The sequence below is a fragment of the Desemzia sp. AGC72 genome, assembly GCF_057334175.1.
The window spans coordinates 170,463-192,334 of record NZ_JBHFIG010000006.1 but is presented as its reverse complement, the minus strand read 5'-3'; the positions used below and the strand labels follow the sequence as shown (position 1 = coordinate 192,334).

22 protein-coding genes and 1 pseudogene are annotated in these 21,872 nt (G+C 37.6%); 5 read left to right on the top strand and 18 right to left on the bottom strand.

What is annotated here, in order from left to right; all coding sequences use genetic code 11:
• Positions 1-30 precede the first annotated feature (30 nt).
• Positions 31-1,101 (top strand): type 2 isopentenyl-diphosphate Delta-isomerase, encoded by a 1,071-nt coding sequence (gene fni, locus ACE025_RS04335; RefSeq protein WP_485937828.1) that lies wholly within the window; start codon positions 31-33, stop codon positions 1,099-1,101.
• Positions 1,102-1,521: 420 nt separating this feature from the next.
• Entirely contained in the window at positions 1,522-2,517 is a 996-nt protein-coding gene (locus ACE025_RS04330) for a YhdH/YhfP family quinone oxidoreductase (RefSeq protein WP_485937826.1), read from the top strand.
• 44 nt (positions 2,518-2,561) lie between these two features.
• Here ACE025_RS04330 and ACE025_RS04325 read toward each other — a convergent pair whose 3' ends face one another.
• The gene (locus ACE025_RS04325; RefSeq protein ID WP_485937824.1) at positions 2,562-3,095 is read right to left on the bottom strand and encodes an acyl-CoA thioesterase; all 534 of its coding nucleotides are present in this window, start codon (positions 3,093-3,095) and stop codon (positions 2,562-2,564) included.
• 560 nt (positions 3,096-3,655) lie between these two features.
• Here ACE025_RS04325 and ACE025_RS04320 point away from each other — a divergent pair.
• The gene (locus ACE025_RS04320) at positions 3,656-4,003 is read left to right on the top strand and encodes a hypothetical protein (RefSeq protein WP_485937822.1); all 348 of its coding nucleotides are present in this window, start codon (positions 3,656-3,658) and stop codon (positions 4,001-4,003) included.
• A 56-nt stretch (positions 4,004-4,059) separates the two neighbouring features.
• Here the strand turns inward: ACE025_RS04320 and ACE025_RS04315 are convergent, their stop codons facing one another.
• Complete coding sequence (locus tag ACE025_RS04315) at positions 4,060-4,389, bottom strand: AzlD domain-containing protein (RefSeq protein ID WP_485937820.1); 330 nt, start codon at positions 4,387-4,389, stop codon at positions 4,060-4,062.
• On the bottom strand, positions 4,382-5,101 hold the full coding sequence (locus tag ACE025_RS04310; RefSeq protein WP_485937818.1) for an AzlC family ABC transporter permease: 720 nt from the start codon (positions 5,099-5,101) through the stop codon (positions 4,382-4,384). The genes ACE025_RS04315 and ACE025_RS04310 overlap by 8 nt, the downstream gene beginning before the upstream one ends.
• A 171-nt stretch (positions 5,102-5,272) precedes the next feature.
• Here ACE025_RS04310 and ACE025_RS04305 point away from each other — a divergent pair, with 171 nt between their 5' ends.
• Positions 5,273-5,872: a TraX family protein gene (locus ACE025_RS04305; RefSeq protein ID WP_485937816.1), complete on the top strand. Its 600-nt coding sequence runs from the start codon at positions 5,273-5,275 to the stop codon at positions 5,870-5,872.
• Positions 5,873-5,940: 68 nt separating this feature from the next.
• Here ACE025_RS04305 and ACE025_RS04300 read toward each other — a convergent pair whose 3' ends face one another.
• The 14 genes and pseudogenes from ACE025_RS04300 to ACE025_RS04235 form a co-directional block, all read right to left on the bottom strand.
• Positions 5,941-7,245: a pyrimidine-nucleoside phosphorylase gene (locus tag ACE025_RS04300; protein ID WP_485937814.1), complete on the bottom strand. Its 1,305-nt coding sequence runs from the start codon at positions 7,243-7,245 to the stop codon at positions 5,941-5,943.
• Between the two features lie 158 nt (positions 7,246-7,403).
• On the bottom strand, positions 7,404-7,760 hold the full coding sequence (locus tag ACE025_RS04295; RefSeq protein WP_485937812.1) for a hypothetical protein: 357 nt from the start codon (positions 7,758-7,760) through the stop codon (positions 7,404-7,406).
• A gap of 178 nt (positions 7,761-7,938) precedes the next feature.
• On the bottom strand, positions 7,939-8,610 hold the full coding sequence (gene rpiA, locus ACE025_RS04290) for a ribose-5-phosphate isomerase RpiA (protein ID WP_485937810.1): 672 nt from the start codon (positions 8,608-8,610) through the stop codon (positions 7,939-7,941).
• A 39-nt stretch (positions 8,611-8,649) separates the two neighbouring features.
• Entirely contained in the window at positions 8,650-9,108 is a 459-nt protein-coding gene (locus ACE025_RS04285; protein WP_485937808.1) for an ASCH domain-containing protein, read from the bottom strand.
• A gap of 344 nt (positions 9,109-9,452) precedes the next feature.
• Positions 9,453-10,526, bottom strand: coding sequence for an ABC transporter substrate-binding protein (locus ACE025_RS04280; RefSeq protein ID WP_485937806.1), 1,074 nt, complete (start codon positions 10,524-10,526; stop codon positions 9,453-9,455).
• Positions 10,523-11,356 (bottom strand): ABC transporter permease, encoded by an 834-nt coding sequence (locus ACE025_RS04275; RefSeq protein ID WP_485937804.1) that lies wholly within the window; start codon positions 11,354-11,356, stop codon positions 10,523-10,525. Before ACE025_RS04275 ends, ACE025_RS04280 begins: the two co-directional genes overlap by 4 nt.
• A complete protein-coding gene (locus ACE025_RS04270; protein WP_284029578.1) occupies positions 11,353-12,168 on the bottom strand; it encodes an ABC transporter permease in 816 nt (271 codons plus the stop codon). Before ACE025_RS04270 ends, ACE025_RS04275 begins: the two co-directional genes overlap by 4 nt.
• Before the next feature lie 10 nt (positions 12,169-12,178).
• Complete coding sequence (locus ACE025_RS04265) at positions 12,179-13,270, bottom strand: ABC transporter ATP-binding protein (RefSeq protein ID WP_485937802.1); 1,092 nt, start codon at positions 13,268-13,270, stop codon at positions 12,179-12,181.
• 74 nt (positions 13,271-13,344) lie between these two features.
• Positions 13,345-13,887 carry a helix-turn-helix domain-containing protein gene (locus tag ACE025_RS04260; protein WP_485937800.1) on the bottom strand — a complete coding sequence of 181 codons (543 nt, stop codon included), beginning with the start codon at positions 13,885-13,887 and terminating at the stop codon, positions 13,345-13,347.
• 331 nt (positions 13,888-14,218) lie between these two features.
• Positions 14,219-15,136 carry a UDP-N-acetylmuramate dehydrogenase gene (gene murB, locus ACE025_RS04255; protein WP_485937798.1) on the bottom strand — a complete coding sequence of 306 codons (918 nt, stop codon included), beginning with the start codon at positions 15,134-15,136 and terminating at the stop codon, positions 14,219-14,221.
• Positions 15,137-15,368: 232 nt separating this feature from the next.
• Positions 15,369-16,040 (bottom strand): potassium channel family protein, encoded by a 672-nt coding sequence (locus tag ACE025_RS04250; protein ID WP_485937796.1) that lies wholly within the window; start codon positions 16,038-16,040, stop codon positions 15,369-15,371.
• A 13-nt stretch (positions 16,041-16,053) separates the two neighbouring features.
• On the bottom strand, positions 16,054-17,433 hold the full coding sequence (locus tag ACE025_RS04245) for a TrkH family potassium uptake protein (protein ID WP_485937794.1): 1,380 nt from the start codon (positions 17,431-17,433) through the stop codon (positions 16,054-16,056).
• Between the two features lie 188 nt (positions 17,434-17,621).
• Positions 17,622-19,001, bottom strand: a pseudogene (locus tag ACE025_RS04240) (TrkH family potassium uptake protein).
• 147 nt (positions 19,002-19,148) lie between these two features.
• Positions 19,149-20,051 (bottom strand): Gfo/Idh/MocA family protein, encoded by a 903-nt coding sequence (locus ACE025_RS04235; protein WP_485937792.1) that lies wholly within the window; start codon positions 20,049-20,051, stop codon positions 19,149-19,151.
• 124 nt (positions 20,052-20,175) lie between these two features.
• Between ACE025_RS04235 and ACE025_RS04230 the strand changes: the two genes are divergently transcribed.
• The gene (locus ACE025_RS04230; RefSeq protein ID WP_485937790.1) at positions 20,176-20,931 is read left to right on the top strand and encodes an exodeoxyribonuclease III; all 756 of its coding nucleotides are present in this window, start codon (positions 20,176-20,178) and stop codon (positions 20,929-20,931) included.
• Positions 20,932-21,005: 74 nt separating this feature from the next.
• On the opposite strand, the gene ACE025_RS04225 is transcribed toward ACE025_RS04230, so the two are convergent.
• Positions 21,006-21,716, bottom strand: coding sequence for a GntR family transcriptional regulator (locus tag ACE025_RS04225; protein WP_485937788.1), 711 nt, complete (start codon positions 21,714-21,716; stop codon positions 21,006-21,008).
• Positions 21,717-21,872 lie beyond the last annotated feature (156 nt).

Below are 21,872 nucleotides of genomic sequence, written 5' to 3'. Positions count from 1 at the left end.
ACATTATACTTATCCAGCAGGAGGCTTATTATGGAGAAAAAAAATAATAGGAAGAACGAACACGTTTCGTTGGCCGAACATTTTTATCAAGATACGCATCAAACAGATTTTGACCACCTTCGTTTCGTTCATCATTCCTTACCAGAAACAGGTACGCAAAAAATCGACATTTCTACTTCTTTTGCTGGACTTTCTATGGGTCAGCCCATCTATATCAATGCGATCACCGGCGGCAGTACGTGGACTAAAAAAGTGAACGAAAAGCTGGCCACTGTTGCTAGAGAAACGGGCATGTTGATGGCATCCGGTTCATTGAGTGCTGGATTGAAAGATCCTTCTGTAGCCGATAGCTTTACGATTATTCGTGAAACGAATCCGAATGGTCTTGTCTTAGCCAACTTAGGCGGTGGACAAACGCTGGAAAATGCTAAAAAAGCAATCGATTTGGTTCAAGCAGACGGATTGCAGATTCATTTGAACACGCCTCAAGAAATCGTTATGCCAGAAGGCGACCGGGACTTTTCAACTTGGATGTCAGAATTAGAACGCATCGTTAATGGTGTCGATGTTCCCGTTATCGTGAAAGAAGTTGGTTTTGGAATGAGCCATGAAGCGATCCAGCAACTGACTTCTATTGGTGTCAAAACTGTTGATGTCAGCGGTATGGGCGGAACAAATTTTGCCCAAATCGAAAATTACCGACGTAAAGAAAACAAGCTGGACTTTTTAGAAGGTTGGGGTCAATCTACTGCGATCTCTCTTCTAGAAGCTCAATCTTTTATCCACTCGTCAGAAATCCTGGCTTCTGGAGGTATCCGTACGTCAATGGATATCGTGAAAAGCTTGTCTCTTGGCGCGCGAGCAGTGGGTGTGTCTGGACACTTCTTACATTCTGTCCTGAAAAATGGCGTGGAAGAAACGATTGTTGAGATCGAACAATTGAAAGAACACATCATTGCGATCATGACTTTACTAGGAGCCGAAACGATTGCTGAGCTGCAATATGCCGACGTCATCATTTCTGGACCTGTAAAAGATTGGTGCGAGGCTAGAGGCATCGATTACCGTTCTTACGCGCGCAGAAATCAACTGAGATCGTAATTTAAATAAAGGTGAGACCACTCGATTTTTATGAGTGGTCTCACTTTTTTTGTCTATCTGAAGTGATGAGAGTTAGGTGCTATTAATCAATTGGGCATATTTTATTGCCTCACTTGATTAATAGAATGGCTTTATTAGTCAAATGAGCATTTTGTATCGCCCCGTTTGATTAATAGACATACTCTATTAATCAAGTGAGCACAATTTGAACGTTCATTTGATTAATAGAAGATGTTTATCCGTCAATCTAAAGCCTCTCCCCTATCTTCCCACAATCAATTTTCTGCATATTTTGGATAATTATACTCTTTTCTTATCAAATTGCCTCCTCTATGGTATAGTATATTATTGTACCGCTTACAAATCAGTTTTTACACTGTATATTAATCATTTATCACTAAATTGAAAAGAGGAAAATGTATGAAAGACTTCGAGAGTTTAATTGTGGATTCAAAAGATTCAGAAGTTTATACAGAATTGCGTTCTATTGGAATAGACGACTTGTCTCAAGGAGATGTCGTCATCGAAGTACATTATTCTTGTGTGAACTATAAAGATGCTTTAGCTTCTAAAGCTGGTACTGGTGTTATTCGCAACTACCCGATGGTTTTAGGGATCGATTTGAGCGGAGTGGTGGTTTCTTCAGTGTCATCTGATTTCAACCCTGGCGACGAAGTTTTGGTGACGGGTTACAATTTGGGTGTCAATCATTCTGGCGGCTTTAGTGAATACGCACGTGTCCCGAACGAATGGGTAGTGCCTTTGCCGGAAGGATTATCCCTAAAGGAAGCAATGATCATAGGTACAGCTGGTTTTACTGCGGCTCAATCGGTGTATTATTTGGAAGAATCGGGAATGTTTCCTGAAAAAGGACCTGTCTTGGTTCAAGGCGCAACGGGCGGTGTAGGCAGTTTTGCGATAGCGATTTTGAGAAAATTGAACTACAACATCGAGGCCGTGAGCCGCAAGAAAGATTCTTCGGCAGCTTATTTAACAGAATTAGGAGCAGACACCATTTTGCATCCTGACGAAGTTCGCTTGGATCCTTTAAAACCTTTAGCCAAACAACGTTGGTCAGGCGTGGTGGATCCTGTAGGTGGAGAACAATTGCCGCACTTATTTGCTCAAATCAAGAGCTTTGGTGCTATCGCATTGAGCGGTAACGCTGGCGGTATCAAATTTAACTCAACTGTTTTGCCGTTTATTTTACGCGGCATCCGTTTGATTGGAGTAGATTCTGTTAACTGTCCATTAGACCTTCGACGTCGTTTATGGGAGTTGTTGAGTTCTGAATGGAAACCTGGTGATCTAGAACAACTGATTGACCAAGAAGTGACTCTTCTAGAATTGCCGAGTGCATTTGAAAAGATTCTTGCTGGAAAAATGACTGGACGCACACTTGTTAAAGTAAAATAAGCATAAGCCCTTTACGGAATCATCCGCAGAGGGCTTTGTTTACTTTATTCTGACCATGGTAATTTATTTTCAATTGTCTTGGCGAATTCTTCATGAAATGAGCGGCTGGACATGCGTTTAGCTTTTCTGCTCTCATAGCCGCTGCAGATAAATTGTTCTTCTTTACTCGTTGGCTCGACCAATGGAACCATTCGTTTTTCGCCTGGAACTTTCGATACTGCCACAAAAGTAATGAAACTTGTCGCTGCCAAATACCGCTCGCCAGAGGATAGTTCTTCTCCCATTATCTTACAGAATACTTCCATGGAAGTATTTCCTGCACCTGTTACATAGCTCTCGATACAAACAGAATGGTTTTCGTGGATGGGATGTAAAAAATCAAGTGTGTCCATTGATGCCGTTACCACGTCGCTGCGACTATGACGAGAAGCAGAAATCGATGCTGTATCATCAATATAACTCATTAATCTCCCTCCAAATAAAGTCCGATGGGAATTTACGTCTCCAGGAAAGACACGGTGCGTCTGTACCACTTTTGATTCCCAGCATTTTTTTACTTCTCGAGATTGATTTGTCATTCTAAAAGCCTCCATATTTATTACTGTGCTTATTATAACACGATTCTATTGCAATCATTTTTCCACTTATCTAGTCCTGTATATTTTTTATTTGTAACCGATTTATTTCGATTCACCTTATGGTATGATTTACTCAACAGAAATTATCATCATATCTGAGAATAGAGGGATACTATGAATTATGTTGTAGTGATTCTAATCAGTTTAGACATTTTACTTCAGTTTATAGGCGTTGTTAAAATCCATAAACAGGATTATTCTTCGCGATTTGTAAGATATGGTACTTTCTTCCCTACCGAACCAGTAAACACAGACCAGTTAACAGAATCAGACCATCAAAAAATCAGTAAACTAGCTGTAATCAGTGCAATATTTAATGTTGTTAGCTATGTACTTTTTATCCTATCTACATTTCATTCTAATGTCATCTATATGTTGATTGCTCTACTTTTCTGGAATCTTCCAGATCTATTCTTAAGGAAACGATTGGGTCAGTACTTGAATCCACAGAACTCAACTAATAGAGGTTAACTTACTAAACTTAAGAATAGGGGGATCTCATGAACACTTATTTAGTCATTTTAACGATTATTTTGTGTGTGCTGTTTCTTTCACTTCGAATCATAACTATCTTAAAAGTCAGTAAAGGAGACTATTCTTCTTGTTTCGTTCGACACCTGTCTTTTTTCCCTGCCGAACCCATAAATACAGATTATGTAACAGAATCAACTCGTCTAAAAATCACTCGGTTAATTATCCTTAGCGAAATGTTAGACATCATTGGCTTTGCTTTTATCTTATGGCCTTCTGATAACTTTCTTTTAAAATTTTCTTTAGTATACATCATTTTCTGGTTACTTCCTTATTTCTTCTTCAAGAAACGCTTATACCAATACTTAGATTTATAAACATCAATAAACAGGACCTGAATATATTTCATCAGGTCCTGTTTGTTTGCAGCTATCTATATACTCGTAAATAAAATCATCACACTGATTCCCAGAATCCCAAATGCCATCGACCATAATAAGTTTTGTGTTTTATAAGCTATGTAAAAAACTAACAATGTCGGCAGCAGCTTCACATTTTCCAATGGATGCACATTCACTTCACTATTCCAAAAGAAGACATCTGAAAACACCAACGCTGAAAAAATAGATACTGGAATAAAAGACATCCATTTGACAAGTTTTTCGGGTACTTTTCGGTTGCTCAACACCAACATCGGTACGAATCTCGGCAAATAAGTCACTGTAGCCATTCCTAAAATCAATATCGCTATGCTACTATTCATTTTGAACCGATTCTCCTTCCGCTGCTTGTTTCTTTTCTCTTCGCTCATCTAATAGATACCCTACAAATGAAGCAATGACCGCTGCAATTACTAAAGCAATATTGTGATTCAGCAATACCATCAATAGAACCGATAAAATCCCTGCTACCAATCCTACAATAACAAAAATGCGTGATACGAATTGACTCACCAACATGCAAATAAACATGGCGATCAATACGTAATTCATGATCGTTGCATTGAAGGTAAATGAACTGCCTATGTATCCGCCAAGAATCGTACTAAATACCCAGCTAAAGTAAGCTAACAAATTCGTCGTCAACGCGCTATCTGGAGTCCATTCTTTGTCTGTTCTGAATTGAGTGTAGTTCAACGCATACGATTCATCTGCCAATGTATGACTGTACAACATCAAAAAAGGCAACGATTTCTTTTTGAAAAATGGCGCTATACTAGAACTCATCAATAAATGCCGTAAATTTAAAAAGAATGTCATGATGATGATGGATGGCACAGTTGCTCCAGCTGTCAGCATGGATGCAGCCATAAATTGACCAGCTCCAGCGAAAACCAATGTACTCATTAAGCCAATACCAATAACACTTATTCCTGATTCATAAAGCAGCATCCCGCAAGCCATTCCTAATGGAACATAACTCAACATGACTGGAAAGACTACTTTAAAACCTTTTGACCAAGTTTTTTCTTCCACTCCTTCACCCCGCTTATAAAGATTAAAAATTATTATAGCATAACAGACTCCTTTTTCAGTTAAAGAAAATGGTTTTCTCTAGTATAATAGGTAAAAGTACCTTTTCGATTATTTCTGATTCTATCCACAAAGGTATGGGGACAATTCATCTTATTAAGAGGGAGCTAAGCAATGGAGACTTATCCACAAAAAACATATGACGAGAAAACCAATTTTATCAAATGGCTGGCGATTTTGACCATGACGATTGACCATATTGGGGCATATCTCTTTCCTCAATACATTATTCTTCGAATCATCGGCAGAATTTCTTTCCCACTATTTTTATACACAACTGTCCTTGGGACCCAAAGAACACGGGACTTTAAAAAGTACCTTTTTCAATTGGTTGTATTTGGAATTATTTCTATCCCTGTCACTTTAGGCAGGATCAATATTTTATTCGCTCTTTCTTTATTAGCTTTATCTATCAAAGACAAACGCTTCTTTATTCCTTGCTTGATCGCCAGTTATTTTGTGGAATACGGAATTTATGGTTTTCTTCTAGGATGGGCGATTTATTGGTTGGTTTCAAAAGACCGTACTCTTGGAATAATCGCTTATCTTTTTATACAGTTGACTGTTTTCCCATCTATTCAAATATATGCCGTACTATCATTAGTGTTGATACTATTCAATGGCTATCCTCACATAGCGCGTTTCCCTAAATATTTAGGTTATGTCTACTACCCGCTTCACTTGGCAGTGATTCACTTGATCGCCTCACTGTGACCAGTGAATGATAGGAAAAAAACTTCCACAGGTATTACTCATCTGTGGAAGTTTTTTGATTTGAACGTTTATTTACCAGCTAAAATGTCGTAAATCAACGGCAATGGCTTAGCTTCATCCGCGATCGTAATGCATTCCCAGATTTTTTCTTCTACGTCAGGAATTTCTTGCTGGTTGCTGTGGATAGTTAACAACGGTTCACCTTTAGCAACTTTGTCCCCAACTTTTTTGTGTAAAACTAATCCGACAGCTAGATCGATCTCGCTTTCTTTTGTTGCACGACCAGCACCTAACATCATAGATGCTACACCAAGCTGATCCGCAACCAACTCAGCTACGTAGCCGTCTTTATGTGCCAAAACTTCTGTTTGATAAGCTGCTTTAGGCATTAGATCTGGATCATCTGCTACATCAGGATTTCCGCCTTGTGCCGCAACAAATGTTTTGAAGACTTCTAAAGCTTTTCCATTGTGCAAATTAGCTTCTAATAGATCTCTTGCTTCATCAAGATCTTTACCAACACCTGCAAGGTGAGCCATTTGGCTTCCTAATGTCAAGCATAGATCCACAACGTCAGCTGGTCCATGACCTTTCAACGTATCGATTGCTTCTTGGACTTCTAAAGCATTTCCTATAGCAAATCCCAAAGGTTGGCTCATGTCGGAAATAACAGCCATTGTATTACGTCCTACATGATTACCGATTTTCACCATTGCATCAGCTAAATTGCGTGCATCTTCAGGAGTTTTCATGAATGCTCCGGCACCAGTTTTCACATCTAAAACGATGGCATCTGCTCCGGCAGCGATTTTTTTACTCATGATTGAACTAGCGATCAATGGAATAGAATCTACTGTACTAGTTACATCTCTTAAGGCGTATAATTTTTTATCGGCTGGAGTTAAATTCCCAGATTGTCCAATGACAGCTACTTTATGTTCGTTTACTTGTTTCACGAATTCTTCTTGACTCAATTCCACATGGAAGCCTGGAATTGCTTCTAATTTATCAATCGTACCGCCTGTGTGTCCTAATCCTCTACCGCTCATTTTAGCGATCGGTACTCCAACACTGGCTACTAATGGAGCTAAGATCAAAGTTGTTGTATCACCCACACCACCTGTGGAATGTTTGTCTACTTTTACCCCTTCAATTTGAGACAAATCGATTTCATCACCTGATTTGACCATACTCATGGTTAACGCACCACGTTCAGCATCTGTCATATCTTCAAAATAAATCGCCATCAACATAGCGCTCATTTGATAATCAGGAATCTCATTGTTTGTGTATTGCTCAATCATCCATTGAATTTCTTCAGTACTCAATTCTTTTTGATGTTGTTTTTTGTGAATCAAATCTACCATTCTCACTCAATATCATCTCCCTATCATTAGTACAAGAATAGTGTAACACACTTCAATAAGGTAGCGTTTTCTTTCTTATCAATTATGAGAAATTTCTAGTAAAATAACGGATTTTCTTAATGCAAAAAAAATCGAAAAGTTTCCTTTTCGACCTTTTTGCATTTTTACAGATAATAACCGCGTCCAACAGAATTCACCGAAGAATATTTCTTTTTGCGGATCAATGTAAACAAAAAATATCCGCTATGGATGATAAATACAACAGATGCATAGCCCATCAAAAATAATATGAGATTATCAGTCGGGATGTTTAATTCATCATATAGGATACCTGAAAAATAAGAAGCAAAAATCACTGTGACGAATGAACTGAAAGAAGTTCCCCAGAGTGCTAAAGCAATCAATTTATTCTCTTTCACTTTCTTGATAAACGCAGAAGCTAACACGATGGTTAACGTGATGGCTAGAAGTACAAAAATAAACCGAAATGATGACCAGTATAATGTATATATAGGACTCATCTTATCCCCCCGATAGTTTGAATTTTATGTAAGCATCTTTTGAAAACGATTACCTAAGTTATTATAGCATATTTATTTTATCCTAAAAGGAGAAGTTTCTTCTTTTGAATCATCCTTAACAAATAAAAAAACAGATCCAAACCGATTGACCAGTTTGGACCTGTTTCATCTTTCAAGATTATCTAGCTTCTAAAATTTCAACGCCGTTTTCACGTCCGACAATAACCGTATTCACGCTGTCTAAGAACAAGCCGTGCTCAACGACACCTGTCAAGCTGTCCAGCCATGTTGCTAATGAATGAGGCTCTTCGATCACTTCCATATGTAAGTCAATGATGTAATGCCCTGCATCTGTCAGCAATTTTTCGTCTCTTTCTGTTTTTCTGAACGCAGGCTTATAACCCTTTTGTTCAAATGTGCGGAACAATTGCTGGCTTCCATAAGGAATAACTTCTATCGGTAATGGAAAAGCGCCTAGCTGTTCAACCATTTTACTGTCATCAACGATCCAAATTACTTTATCCGAGTTATCGGCAACTATTTTTTCGAATAAATGAGCCGCTCCGCCACCCTTGATACCCTGAAAGTCTTTGCTGATTTCATCTGCTCCGTCTATTGTCAGATCAATACGGTCAACTTCATCCACACTTTTCAATGGGATACCTAGTCCTTCAGCTTGTTCTTTTGTACGGTTAGAAGTAGTTACTCCAACGACGTCCAAGCCTTCTTTCACACGTCTTCCAATGGCTTCTACCATATAATAAGCTGTTGAGCCAGTGCCCAACCCTACTACCATTCCATCTTTTACATATTCTGCAGCTTTTTCTCCAACCATTTCTTTCAAGTTCATCAGATAACTTCTCCTCATCTTTAGTATTCTTGTTGCTGATTAAGCAGCATACACCAATTCAAAGCGTTCGAACACAACTTCCATTTTAGTAGAAAAAGATTCGTCTATCGATTGACATTCTCTTTTGAAAAATTCTTTATGAATGTCTGACCAATATTCTACTGAACGATCTCCTTCACCTTCAGCTATGGCAATGTCTTCCGTCACTTCGTCAAATGGAAAAACTTTTACTTCCACGTTTTGGATGATCCCTACTGCTTGATCATTTCCATCAAGAATAACAGAATATGTCCCAACCTGCGGCAAATCTGCGCCGTCGATTTCATACATTCTTTTTAGGCTGCACGTAGCCGTTTTTAAACCTGCTAAAACCAAAGCTGCCAATTCATCTGCAGTTTCTTTCGTATCTCCAAAAGACCAAACATCGTATTTCTCCGGCAAATTAGAAATTTGCTGTTGAAAACTCTCCCACAAATCTTTTGCTGACTCATTCTCCATTTTTACACCTTAACCTTATCTATAAATCTATCTGCTGCAACTGAGGCAACACATAGTTTCTTTAAACCTTTACCGTCTACTATCATACTCTTTTTTAGTTGATTTGAAAACTTATTAAGCATGTGATTCCGTTAAAGTTTCTCTCATCCAAAAAAGAGCGAGAGTGGGAAAAAAGGAGCTTAGCCTCATATTCATCCACGAATCACGCTCGGATGGTCATAGACCACCCGAGCGTGATTCGTGAATGGATTTAGAGGCTGCCTTTTTGAGCACGTTTACAAACCAAATATTCTTAAACAAGAAAAAGCTGGGAGTTATTCTCCCAGCTCCACTCTATAAAACTATCAGTTGCGGTGCATTTTGAATCTTAAAAAGTAATCATTGTAGATACCAATGTATTCTTGTCCTAAGTTTTCATAAACTTCTAAATGCTCCATCGTATCTTTTGAAGGATAAAACTGTTCATCTTCAGTGATCTCAGCCGGCATGATATTCATCGCCGATAAATTAGGCGTTGAATAACCGACATACTCAGCATTTTGAGCAGCATTTTCTGGATCTAACATGAAGCTGATAAACGCGTAAGCAGCTTCAGTATTTTGAGCCGTTTTAGGAATAACAAAGTTATCGAACCAAAGATTCGATCCTTCTGGCGGAATAACGTACTGTAAATCTTCATTCTCCCACATCATGTCCGCAACTTCACCAGAAAAGGTTACCGCAATCGAACTTTCTTCTTGAATCATGTACATTTTGATTTCATCAGCAACGACTGCTTTGACGTTTGGTGTCAATGTATCCAATTTTTCAGCTGCTTCAGCTAGTTCCGTATCATTTTTAGAATTGACTGAATACCCTAAACTGTTTAACGACAGCCCCATCACTTCTCTAGCGCCGTCTATCAACATCAAATTGTCTCGAAATTCAGGTTTCCACAAGTCATCCCAATGTTCGATAGAACCTTCTTCAATAAATTTGGTGTTATAAACGATTCCTAGCGTTCCCCAGAAATATGGCATCGAGTATTGGTTGCCTGGATCAAATGCCATATCCAGTAAATCAGGATCTAAGTGCTCCATTCCCTTAATTTTAGAATGGTCCAATTCAATCAGCATATCCTCTTCAATCATTCGTTCGATCATATATTCACTAGGGACGGCTAAATCGTAAGCTGTACCGCCTTGACTGATTTTAGTGTACATCGCTTCATTCGAATCAAACGTCTCATAGGAAACCACGTAACCTGTTTCTTCTTCAAATTTAGTGATCAACTCTGGATCGATATAATCTCCCCAATTGTATAAATTCAATGTGTTTTCCCCGGTAATTCCTTGCGCTTGATCCAACTTGTTGGAAGAGTAATACAAGACTCCGCAAGCTGCTAGAATAACGGCTGCCAACGTTACCAATCGTTTCATAGTAAAGTCACCGCCTTAGTATTCTTTTTACCGCCCTGTTTATGTTTTTTGCTCATATTGTATTGTTGGATAAAGTAGTATCCAATCACTAAAATCAATGCGAACAGGAACATCAATGTACTCAATGCATTGATCTCTAAAGACACACCTTGACGCGCGCGCGAGTAGATTTCTACTGCAAGCGTACTGAATCCATTTCCTGTAACGAAAAAAGTTACTGCAAAATCATCTAACGAATACGTAAACGCCATAAAGTAACCAGCTAATATCCCAGGTGTGATCGCCGGCAAAACGATTTTTGTCAATACTTGCAGATTCGTTGCACCTAAGTCTTGGGCCGCTTTCAACATCGTCGGATTCATTTCTTGCAACTTCGGTAGTACCATCAACACAACGATAGGAATACTGAACGCTACGTGAGACAACAGCACTGATGTAAAGCCTAATCTAAAACCGATAAAGGTAAACAGAATCAAAAAGCTGGCCCCGATAATAACATCCGGAGAAACCAGTAAGATATTGTTCATGCTCAAAAAGGTGTTGCGCATTTTGCGGTTTTTAACGTAATAGATACCGATTGCTCCAAAAGTCCCTATCACAGTTGCCAACAAAGACGCCAACAACGCTACAAGAAAGGTGTCTAGGACGATTCCCATCAATCTGGTGTCTTCAAATACAGCCGCATAATTATCCCATGTGAATCCAGTGAACGAAGTCATCGTTCCACCATCATTAAAAGAATAAAAAATCAAATACATGATTGGAGCATATAAGACCACAAAAACCAACAACAAGTATAAATTCGACCATTTAAATTTTTTCTTTGTCATTTTTTATGAACTGCTCCTTTCTTTTTCTTTTCTCCTGTCACTAACATCATCAAGAACATTGCTATGATCAAAACGACCCCAATCGTTGAACCCATTCCCCAGTTCTCTGTTACTAAGAAATGCTGCTCAATAGCTGTTCCCAACGTAATCACTCGGTTGCCGCCAATTAATCGTGTCAGCATGAATAAGGATAGAGATGGGATAAACACGGCTTGCACACCGCTTTTTACGCCGTTTAAAGACAATGGGAAGATTACACGTCTGAATGTTTCCCAACTATTTGCCCCTAGATCATTGCTGGCTTTTAAATAAGAAGGATTCATTTCTTCCAAAGCATTGTAGATCGGCAAAATCATAAACGGGATCTCAATATAAGAAGCTACCAATAAGAAACTCATATCTGTAAACAAGATCTGCTGACGTCCGATCCCAGTAAAACTCAAGAAATCATTGACCGTTCCATTCATACTGAAAATTCCAATAAATGCATAAGCTTTCAACAATAAATTGATCCAAGTCGGTAAGATGATCAACAACAGCCACAATTGCTTATGTTTCGTTCTTACCAGCAAATACGCTGTTGGATAACTGATCAACAAAGTGAACAATGTAATCAAAAACGCATAAAAGATTGAATTGAACGTCATCGTCAAGTATGTGCCCGACTGAAAGTACGTTGCATAATTCCCAAAGGTAAAGTTTCCTTGGATGTCAAAAAATGATTGATACACAATCAAAATCAGCGGTGCTACTACGAATAGGAGCAGCCAAATCGAATAAGGTACAAAATAAAAAGTTTTCGTTTGTTTCATTTTTTCCCTCCTACTCCTCTTCGTAACTTTCTAAACGTGCATCGAACTCTTTTTCTGTCTCTCCAATACGCATTACGTGGATATCTTCAGGATTGAAGAATAAACCGACCATTTCGCCTACTGTTGCTTTCTTCGTTGAATGGACCATCCATTCATTTCCTTCATTGTCATAGCCGATGATTTCATAATGCACGCCTCGGAACAATTGCGTGTCTACTTTGACCGTCAATTTTCCTTTTTCAGGTGCTGTAAGAACTAAATCTTCTGGACGAATGACCACTTCTACTTTTTCATTCGCCGCTATTCCCGCATCCACACATTCAAATGTTCTTCCTACAAAAGAAATCTCATAGTCTTGGATCATGGTTGCTTCAACGATATTGCTCTCACCAATGAAATCCGCTACGTAACGGTTGATCGGCTCATCATAAATATCCACAGGAGTCCCGCTCTGAACGATTTTTCCGTCCTTCATGACGAAAATCTCATCACTCATCGCCAATGCTTCTTCTTGATCATGAGTAACAAAGACAAAAGTAATACCTAGACGTTGCTGCAATTCACGCAATTCGTATTGCATATCTGTTCTCAATTTCAAATCCAAGGCTGAAAGAGGCTCGTCCAGCAGCAATACATCTGGTTCATTCACCAAAGCTCTAGCGATTGCTACACGTTGGCGCTGTCCACCTGACATTTCACTGATTGCACGATTTTCATATCCAGATAAACGCATCATTTTTAATACAGATGCCACTTTTTCTTCAATCGTTTTAGTATCCAGTTTTTTGATCCGCAATCCAAAAGCAATATTCTCAAATACATTCATGTGAGGAAATAACGCATAGTCTTGAAAAACAGTGTTGACTGTTCGTTTATTTGGCGGCACATCGTTGACTTTCTCTCCATTGATCGTCACAGTGCCTTCTGTTACTTCAGTAAAGCCTGCTATCAAGTTTAAAATAGTCGTTTTCCCACAACCAGAAGGTCCTAGTAATGTATAAAATTTGCCGCGTTCAAGCTTTAAGTTGATGTTTTTTAACACAACATCGTCTTCATATTGTTTCTTGACATTCTTAAAAGTAATAATTGGATTTTCTGGCATTTTTCTGGACTCCTTTTTGTCTCAATCTATTGGTTATATTTTTTTAGCACAAGTAAAACATCTTTTAATTTTTTTTACAAATAGGACTCTGTTACAACCATCAACAAATGACTTTCCCCATCAGATTGGTTAAAAATTTGATGAGTCTCATTCGCGTGGTAATAAATCGCGTCCCCTTTTTTGGCGTAGTAACGATTCAAACCGATTTCGATACAGACAGCCCCTTTAGTCACATAGGCAAATGTTTCTGCCATAGATGGTGGAAACTCTTTAAAGGCTCCATTTTTTTCTAACGTCAGTTCGATTGGCTCCATCTCATTCTCATTCGATTCGGGTACCAGCCATTGAATAGTGTATTGGCTGTCCACCGATTCAAAATGGGTACGGTCACTTTTTTTGTACACTACTTTTTGTTCTTCTTGTTCTTCATCAAAAAAATCTTTCGGACTACAACCCAACACTTCCAACATATCAAAAAACACATCCATCGAAGGCATACTCAAGTCTCTTTCTACTTGAGAGATATACCCTTTACTCAAATCTGTACGCTCTGCAAGCTCTTCTTGAGTCAAATTTTTTTGAATACGTAAATTCTTGATTCGATTTCCGATTTCCATAGTTATACATCCTCTTTTTTGTTTACTCTCATTAAACTAAAAAGCACAAAAGTTTTCTGTGACTAATTATTTTGTTTAGTAAAACCTCTTCTTATTATAGGGATTTCTGTTCAGATTGCAATACTTTATGAATGATAATTTGTGACTATTAATTTCATCAAATCAGCATTCTTAATTGAGTTTACGTTACCTTTTTGTCACTGAGACTTCGAAAAGGTAATGTAAGCATCTCTTTCTCACACAAATCGTTCCTTATACACAAAAAAAACCATTTCAATTCAATGAAATGGCTTTTTTCTTGGCTATTTAATTTAACTATCCGAAATGAATTCTAGGAAAACTCTCTCACTAAGTCTTCACCGATAATCCGGACTTCTGTCTCTAATTGGACTTGATTGACCTCTAATATCACTTGTTTGATGTGATCGATCAACTCAATGTAGTCCGTTGCAGTAGCATGGTCGATATTCACGATAAAACCGGCATGTTTCTCGGAGATTTGTGCTCCGCCCCAAACCAAGCCTTGCAGACCAGCCTCTTGGATCAATTTGCCGGTAAAATATCCGGTAGGTCTTTTGAAGACACTCCCGCATGAAGGGAACTCTAAGGGTTGTTTAGACTCTCTTAAAAACGTCAATTCATCCATGCGTTCTTTGATTTCTTTTTTCTTTCCGTGGTCTAAATCAAAAACGACTTCTAGAACGATATCGTGACTTTTTTGAATAGCACTGTGACGGTAGCTGAAGTCTAGATCTTTATTTTTCAAGACTTTCAATTCGCCTGCAAGCGTTAGAACAGTTACCGACTCAATCGTTTCACTGACTTCACCTTCGTAAGCTCCAGCGTTCATATAGACCGCTCCACCGATGCTTCCAGGAATACCACACGCAAACTCCAACCCCGTCAGTTCAGCTTCATAAGCTGCATAAGACGTATCGATCAGTCGTGCTCCACTTTGTGCGACTACTTTTTTCTTCTCAATGTTGATTTGGTTCATTTGCGTTAATATCAAAACAACTCCGCGGATTCCTCCGTCTTTAACGATCAAGTTGCTGGCATTGCCTAGAACTGTTAAAGGAAGCTGTTCTCTATTGACCCATTCCACTACGTTTTTCACTTCTTCTATAGTGGTAGGAAAAACTAAAATGTCGGCTTGACCTCCAGTTTTAGTGTACGTATATAAAGACAAAGGTTCATTTTCTTTTACAATCAAATTAGGGAAATGTTTCTTAAATTCTTCAATTACCATCGCGTTAAAATACCCTTTCGTGTGGATAGAACAAAGATTCCACTTTATAATAATCTAAGCAATTTTTCTATTGCTGAAAAGAACTTTTTCATTCTCATTTTGTAGTTTACCATGCAATGTTGTCTTTTAGTAGTTTGCTTTACGAAATATGTAAAATTTTAGCAATTTTTTAGAATAATTTTTGAACAAAAAAGGTATGACAGAATTTTTCGCCCATCATACCTTTTAACAATTATTTTAATTTGTTCAAATAGTCATAGCGTTCAAACACTTCTGATTCAGCAATTCCTACTAGTATCGTACCGCCTTCAATACGATAATCAGGACTAAATGAAACATCCATCCGTTTTTGACCAGTTCTGCGAACTCCGATAATATTGATTTCGTAGCGTTTTCTTAAGTCTAATTCATCAAAGGTTTTCCCGATCCATGGTTCTGGCGGAATAAACTCAATAACGGCATAGTCCTCATCCAAATCGACAATATCGGTAATGTGTCTTCTAATAACACTTTTTGCTACACGTGTTCCAGCTTCTTTTTCTGGACGAATCACTTTAGTAGCTCCGATTTCAAGCAGCACTTCCATAAATGATTTGTTTTTAGCTTTTGCGACGATAGTTGTGATGCCCAGCTTTTTACAGTTCATAACAGCCAAAACACTAGCTTCTAAACTTGTTCCTGTTGCAACTACTACAACATCACAATTTTCTAACCCAATACTTTGTAAGAAATCCAAATCTGTGATATTCCCTTGAACCGCTTGAGTAACATAAGGTTCAACTCGTTCGACATTATCCATGTCTATATCAACTGCTATGACTTCGCAATCAAATTCACTCAGTTCTTTTGCTATCGAAGAACCAAATACTCCAAGTCCCAATACACCAATTGTTCTAACTGCCATTTCAACTTTTCTCCTATCCAATTAAAATTGTTGTTTTTGCAAATAGTTTGTCTTTTGTTTTTTTGTTGTTTCGGTTCAATCCTAGTAAGATTGTAATCGGTCCGATTCTTCCTACGAACATTAAACACATCAATACCACATGACTAACTGGAGATAATTCAGGTGTCAAATTGACACTTACCCCCACAGTTGCTAGCGCAGAAACTGATTCGAATAACAAGTATAAAAATGGTTGATTTTCAACAAGCATCAAGATACTGACTCCTGCCATAAGAAAACCAAAAAAAGTAGCTACTACAACGATTGCCCGTCTAACAAGTTCAATCGGGATCGAGTGATTTGCGTAATTGACATGCTTTTGACCTTTGACTTCATTAATGATCAATAAAAATATTAACGCAAATGTAGTCGTTTTGATACCACCGGCTGCTCCACCTGGAGATCCGCCGATAAACATCGTAAAAATAAAAAATAGCAATGTAAAAGGTTTAACAAGTTCATAATCAATCGTAGCAAATCCAGCAGTTCTCATCGTTACCGTTTGGAATATAGCCGCTAATATCTTTTCTCCTACTGAATAAGTTCCAATGGATGTTGGATTATTCCATTCTACCAGTAAGAACATAAGCGTACCTATAAATATTAACCCAATCGTCATGTTAATAGCCAAGCGAGTATGTGTTTTGAGCAGACGATAAGAACGTTTCCAGCCACTGCGGACTTTCATTTTTACAATAGATTGGATATTATGAGTGACATCGAACCAAACTGAAAAACCAATTCCGCCTAAAATAATCAATGTTACAATAACAATGTTGATCAAGGGGTCATGAACATATTTTTGAAGGCTGAGCGCTCCTAGATTGTCAAAACCTGCATTACAAAAACTAGAAACGGCTAAGAATAAAGAAGTAAACAACCCTTTCCCCCAACCAAACTCTGGAACAAATCTAAAACTCAACAAGAACATTCCTGTACCTTCAATAATAAATGTGTATTTCAAAATTGAAGCTAAATAATGGTTGAAATTGCTAAGTTCATTTCTGTTTAATGCTTCATTTACTGCTAAAGTATCAGAAAAGCTAATCTTTCTACCTAATTTTAAAACAAAGGTAGCCAACAGGGTCATTAATCCAAGACCACCGATTTGCACTAATAAAATAGTTACTATTTGGCCAAACAAAGTATAAGATGTTGCAACAGGTACAGTAAATAATCCAGTAACGCACACCATTGAAACAGCCATAAATAAATTGTCAAAATAAGTAGTTTCAGAAGTGTCAAGGTTGCTTATAGGCAATGATAATAGTAGGGATCCTACAAAAATAACCATAGCAAAGCTAATTGCAATCTTGACAGCAGGGGACATCTCCCTAATTTTTTTTGCAGACATGTCGTCCTCCTTTATAATAATTTCTTTCTCAAGTTCTAATGTATTATAATCTTTCTAGTGTAAAAGTAAAGAGGTTTCAATATCAAAAAAACAAAATATTTTTATTGCTGCAATTTCTTCTCTATCCAGCTTCTTTTTAGTGCATAAACCCCTTATTTAAAAGCGAACTTGGATTATACACTTTATCTTTATCCAATCAAGATATTCGTTTTAGCATACTTGTGATTTCTATGTTTCTTGTGACTTCTTCCAAGACTCAAAAATATAGTGATAGGTTCTATCCGTCCGATGAACATCAGCACCATGATCACTACCTGACTAGCTGCTGATAATTCAGGCGTCAAATTAATCGTCAGTCCAATAGTCGTCAATGCAGAAGCCGTTTCAAACATGAGATGGAAAGGTTGTTGATCTTGTTCAAAATACAATAATAAACTAGTCCCCAGCATGAAACAGAAAAAAAATGTAATAACAACTACTAAAGCACGACGCACCGTTTCAGTTGGAATAGTATGGTAAGTATAATTTACATATCGTTGTCCTTTTACTTCGTTATACATCAACAAAACAACCAATGCCACAGTCGTTATTTTTAATCCTCCAGCTGTCCCTCCTGGAGACCCGCCGATAAAACTAGTAAGAAAAAGATAGAACAGGGATAAATGGTTGAACTTTTGAAAATCTATCGTCGTAAAACCTGCTGTTCGAAAAGTCGTTGTTTGAAATAAAGCAGCAAGTATTTTATCTCCAACACTAAACGTGCCGATACTTTCAGGATTGTCCCATTCAAGAATCAAGAACACCACGTTCCTAAGACTAGCAAAAAAGTGAGGTGTTTAATGCCAAGCGGGTATGCACTTGTAGCCGTTTGTAATCTTTCATAAAACCGATTTTGATTCGTTTTTAAAAATTGAGTGTATATTTTCCGTTACGTCAAACCAGACAGAGAATCCGATCCCTCCTAGAATGATCAATCCCATTATAACACCATTAACTAGAGGGTCATGAACATAATTTTGCAAGCTGTTTCCTTCAAAGCTGTCAAAACCCGCATTGCTGAATCCAGATACAGAAAGAAACAAGGCATGAAACAACCCTTTTTTCATGCCGAAATCAGGGACAAAACGAAAAGCTAACAGAACAAAAGCAACACCTTCGATAATAGCTGTATACTTAATAATAGATGTTAAATAATCTTTAAAATTTCCAACTTTATGCCTGTTAAGAGCTTCATTGACTGCAATAGTATCTCTAAAACTCATTCTTCTTCCTACTCTAACAATAAATGCCGCTAATATAGTCATCAATCCCAGTCCACCTACTTGCATCAATAGAATACAAATGATTTTCCCAAATAAGCTGTATGTGGTCACAATAGGAGTGGGTAAGAGTCCAGTTACACAGACCATTGAGACTGACGTAAATAAGTTATCAAAATAATCAACGTTTGAATCGGGCATATGACTGATTGGCATAGATAATAACAAAGAACCTGTAAAGATAATGACCAAGAAACTTACCGCAATTTTTGTAGACAGCGATAATACGCGAAATTTATCTCTGATCATTCAGTACATTCCTTTCTTGTTGATACCTTTCTGCTGATTTTTAATCTGTTGTCCGATTCATAGTTCAGCAATAGTAAATGTAGGATAACATAGATAAACGAAAAAATAGACAGATATCCTGTCTATTTTTTTGTTTATTAGTTGTTTCTATTCGTTTTCAGAAACGATTTCTTCACAAATTTGGTGACTCAAGAAAGAAGATTCTAAACTAACAGGATTCTTTCCTCCTGTTTTGATAGCTTCAATATATTGACGAATCAAAGGAGCAAATCCTCGTTTTTCTAAAGTATTGTCCCAATCGCCAAACATTCTTGTTTCTTGTTCTCCGTAAGAGTCGCTCGCGTAATCTGTCAAATTTGTTACCTTATACGTTCCTTCAAGCGACTGTACTTCAACTAATTCAAGGTTTGCACCTGCTTTATAGTTCATAGAAGCAATACAAACCGTGTTTTCAGTTTCTAATTGAACGACGCAATTTTCTAATTGTCCATCAGTTTCAGTAACGGTATGCGACATTTCTAGAATTTCTTCATCTAATAAGTAAACGGCTGTGTCAATCACGTGGATGAACATATCGAAAATCCCGAATTGAACCGTTCCTGATCCGTTAGGTTTATTCTTTTGAATGAAAATCATATTTTTGTTCGAAACTTTTTTCAATTCTTGTATCATTGGAGCAAAACGACGGTTGAATCCAGTTACCAGCAGCAACTCTTTTTCTTCAGCCAATGCCATCAAGGCTTCCACTTCATCCAAATTTTCACTAATTGGTTTATCTACATAAACATGAATCCCATTTTCTAGAAATTGTTGGATCAAAGCAGCATGTGTGTGTGTAGCTGTATGGATAAATACTCCTTTTACACCACTGTCGATCATTGATTCTACCGTCGGGTGTAGATTTGATACGCGGTATTGTTTGCCGATTTTAGCTAATTTTTCTTGATCCCGCGTGTAAAAATGCCATTCTACTTTCTCACTCATTGCCATCATTACTGGCAAATAAGCTTTTTGAGCAATACTTCCTAAACCAACTACACCTATTTTCATTTTCTTCCTCTTTTCTTTTTCTGTTATTTTTACTAATTTTTTTACAAGTTAAGCTGCTTCATGTTTATTCTTGTTTCCTGTACAATAATAGTACCATTTTACGTTAAAGGAGCAAACCATTAAAATGAAACTAATCTCATGGAATGTAAACGGATTACGCGCTATCGTTAAAAAAGGATTCTTAGACATTTTTGCAGAACTTGATGCAGATTTTTTCTGCTTGCAAGAAACTAAACTGCAAGAAGGGCAAATAGATTTGGATATCCCAGGCTATTACTCTTTTTGGGATTACGCCGAGAAAAAAGGTTATTCTGGTACAGCTATTTTTACTAAACATGAACCGTTAAGTGCTGCTTACGGAATTGGCGTTCCTGAACACGATACAGAAGGTCGTGTCGTTTCCTTGGAATACGATAACTATTATGTAGTGACCTGTTACACACCCAATTCACAAGCGGAACTAAAAAGATTGGATTATCGAATTCGTTGGGAAAAAGATTTTCTCGACTACCTTAAGAAATTAGATAAGGAAAAACCCGTTATCTTATGCGGTGATTTGAATGTTGCTCATAAAGATATCGATTTAAAAAATCCGCAACGCAATCGAGGCAATGCTGGCTTCTCAGATGAAGAAAGAGCTGAATTTACCACCCTTCTGGAGTCAGGATTCATCGATACTTATCGTTACTTTTATCCAGAAAGAGAAGGCACTTACACCTGGTGGAATTACCGCTTCAACGCACGCAAAAACAATGCTGGATGGCGCATTGATTATTTCTGCGTTTCAAAAAGACTAGCTTCTCAACTTGAAGATGCAAAAATCCATGATACTATTATGGGTTCCGATCACTGTCCAGTTGAATTGACTCTGAATATATAAATAAACAGCAACTGCATATCAGGATTTAAAAAGGATTGTTTCGCGATGAAACAATCCTTTTTAATTGGAAATTTTTATTTTTGCAAATCTACTACTGTATAACTGCGTTTGTCATAGCGGTTTCTGCTTCTGGAATATTCAAATGGTGTTCCATCTTCTAAATGAACGACTTGCTCTACTTCCAGTACAGGATCATCCACAGCACACCCTAAGTATTCTTGATCATATTCAGAAGATTTAGCCGCATGAATCTTACGGTAGGCTCCTCCAAATTGCAAGCCTAACTCATTATGGATGTATTGATATACAGAAGTATCTAAAGCCTCTTCGCTTAATCCTGGTATACATTTTACACTCATAAAAGTGTGCTCGATAATATATGGATCTCCGTCAACAATACGCAAGCGTATGATTTTGTAAACCGGATCATGTTTGTCCAGCATCAACGTTTCTCTTATTGCATCATTTGGAAATTCCACTGTAAAAGAAATCACTTGGCTTTTTACTTCATGACCAGATAATTGTTTGGTCAGCCCTTCATACTCCATCAAGTTCGCGTTCAATCCATTTTTAAAAGCTGTCTTCTTTACATAAGTCCCGGACCCGCGTTTCCTGAAAATCAACCCTTCAAATGCTAAAACATCCATAGCTTTTTTTACAGTCATTCTGCTTACCTTGAATTCTTTAGCTAAAGAAACTTGATCAGGTATGAGAGAATCTACTAGGTAGACTCCATCTTGGATACGTTGTCTAATTTTATTGGCTATCATTTCGTACTTAATCATCATTTACCTCCATCAATTATTCTCTATACCTAGCATACTCTAACAAAAGACAAAAGACTAGTTTTTTTGAACATACAATATGTCTTATATGAAAAAAAGTGTATACTTTTGTATAAAAAAAGCAGTTCTAAATAAAATCTTCAGAACTGCTTTTTA

Coding starts and splice junctions, on each gene's coding strand:
- ACE025_RS04235 (WP_485937792.1), bottom strand. CDS start 20,051: ATGAAAATAGGTGTAGTTGGTTTAGGAAGTATTGCTCAAAAAGCTTAT.
- ACE025_RS04260 (WP_485937800.1), bottom strand. CDS start 13,887: ATGGAAATCGGAAATCGAATCAAGAATTTACGTATTCAAAAAAATTTG.
- ACE025_RS04230 (WP_485937790.1), top strand. CDS start 20,176: ATGAAACTAATCTCATGGAATGTAAACGGATTACGCGCTATCGTTAAA.
- ACE025_RS04295 (WP_485937812.1), bottom strand. CDS start 7,760: ATGAGTCCTATATATACATTATACTGGTCATCATTTCGGTTTATTTTT.
- rpiA (WP_485937810.1), bottom strand. CDS start 8,610: ATGAACTTGAAAGAAATGGTTGGAGAAAAAGCTGCAGAATATGTAAAA.
- murB (WP_485937798.1), bottom strand. CDS start 15,136: ATGGTAATTGAAGAATTTAAGAAACATTTCCCTAATTTGATTGTAAAA.
- ACE025_RS04315 (WP_485937820.1), bottom strand. CDS start 4,389: ATGAATAGTAGCATAGCGATATTGATTTTAGGAATGGCTACAGTGACT.
- ACE025_RS04275 (WP_485937804.1), bottom strand. CDS start 11,356: ATGACAAAGAAAAAATTTAAATGGTCGAATTTATACTTGTTGTTGGTT.
- ACE025_RS04270 (WP_284029578.1), bottom strand. CDS start 12,168: ATGAAACAAACGAAAACTTTTTATTTTGTACCTTATTCGATTTGGCTG.
- ACE025_RS04265 (WP_485937802.1), bottom strand. CDS start 13,270: ATGCCAGAAAATCCAATTATTACTTTTAAGAATGTCAAGAAACAATAT.
- ACE025_RS04250 (WP_485937796.1), bottom strand. CDS start 16,040: ATGGCAGTTAGAACAATTGGTGTATTGGGACTTGGAGTATTTGGTTCT.
- ACE025_RS04325 (WP_485937824.1), bottom strand. CDS start 3,095: ATGACAAATCAATCTCGAGAAGTAAAAAAATGCTGGGAATCAAAAGTG.
- ACE025_RS04305 (WP_485937816.1), top strand. CDS start 5,273: ATGGAGACTTATCCACAAAAAACATATGACGAGAAAACCAATTTTATC.
- ACE025_RS04330 (WP_485937826.1), top strand. CDS start 1,522: ATGAAAGACTTCGAGAGTTTAATTGTGGATTCAAAAGATTCAGAAGTT.
- ACE025_RS04320 (WP_485937822.1), top strand. CDS start 3,656: ATGAACACTTATTTAGTCATTTTAACGATTATTTTGTGTGTGCTGTTT.
- ACE025_RS04285 (WP_485937808.1), bottom strand. CDS start 9,108: ATGGAGAATGAGTCAGCAAAAGATTTGTGGGAGAGTTTTCAACAGCAA.
- ACE025_RS04280 (WP_485937806.1), bottom strand. CDS start 10,526: ATGAAACGATTGGTAACGTTGGCAGCCGTTATTCTAGCAGCTTGCGGA.
- ACE025_RS04225 (WP_485937788.1), bottom strand. CDS start 21,716: ATGATTAAGTACGAAATGATAGCCAATAAAATTAGACAACGTATCCAA.
- ACE025_RS04245 (WP_485937794.1), bottom strand. CDS start 17,433: ATGTCTGCAAAAAAAATTAGGGAGATGTCCCCTGCTGTCAAGATTGCA.
- fni (WP_485937828.1), top strand. CDS start 31: ATGGAGAAAAAAAATAATAGGAAGAACGAACACGTTTCGTTGGCCGAA.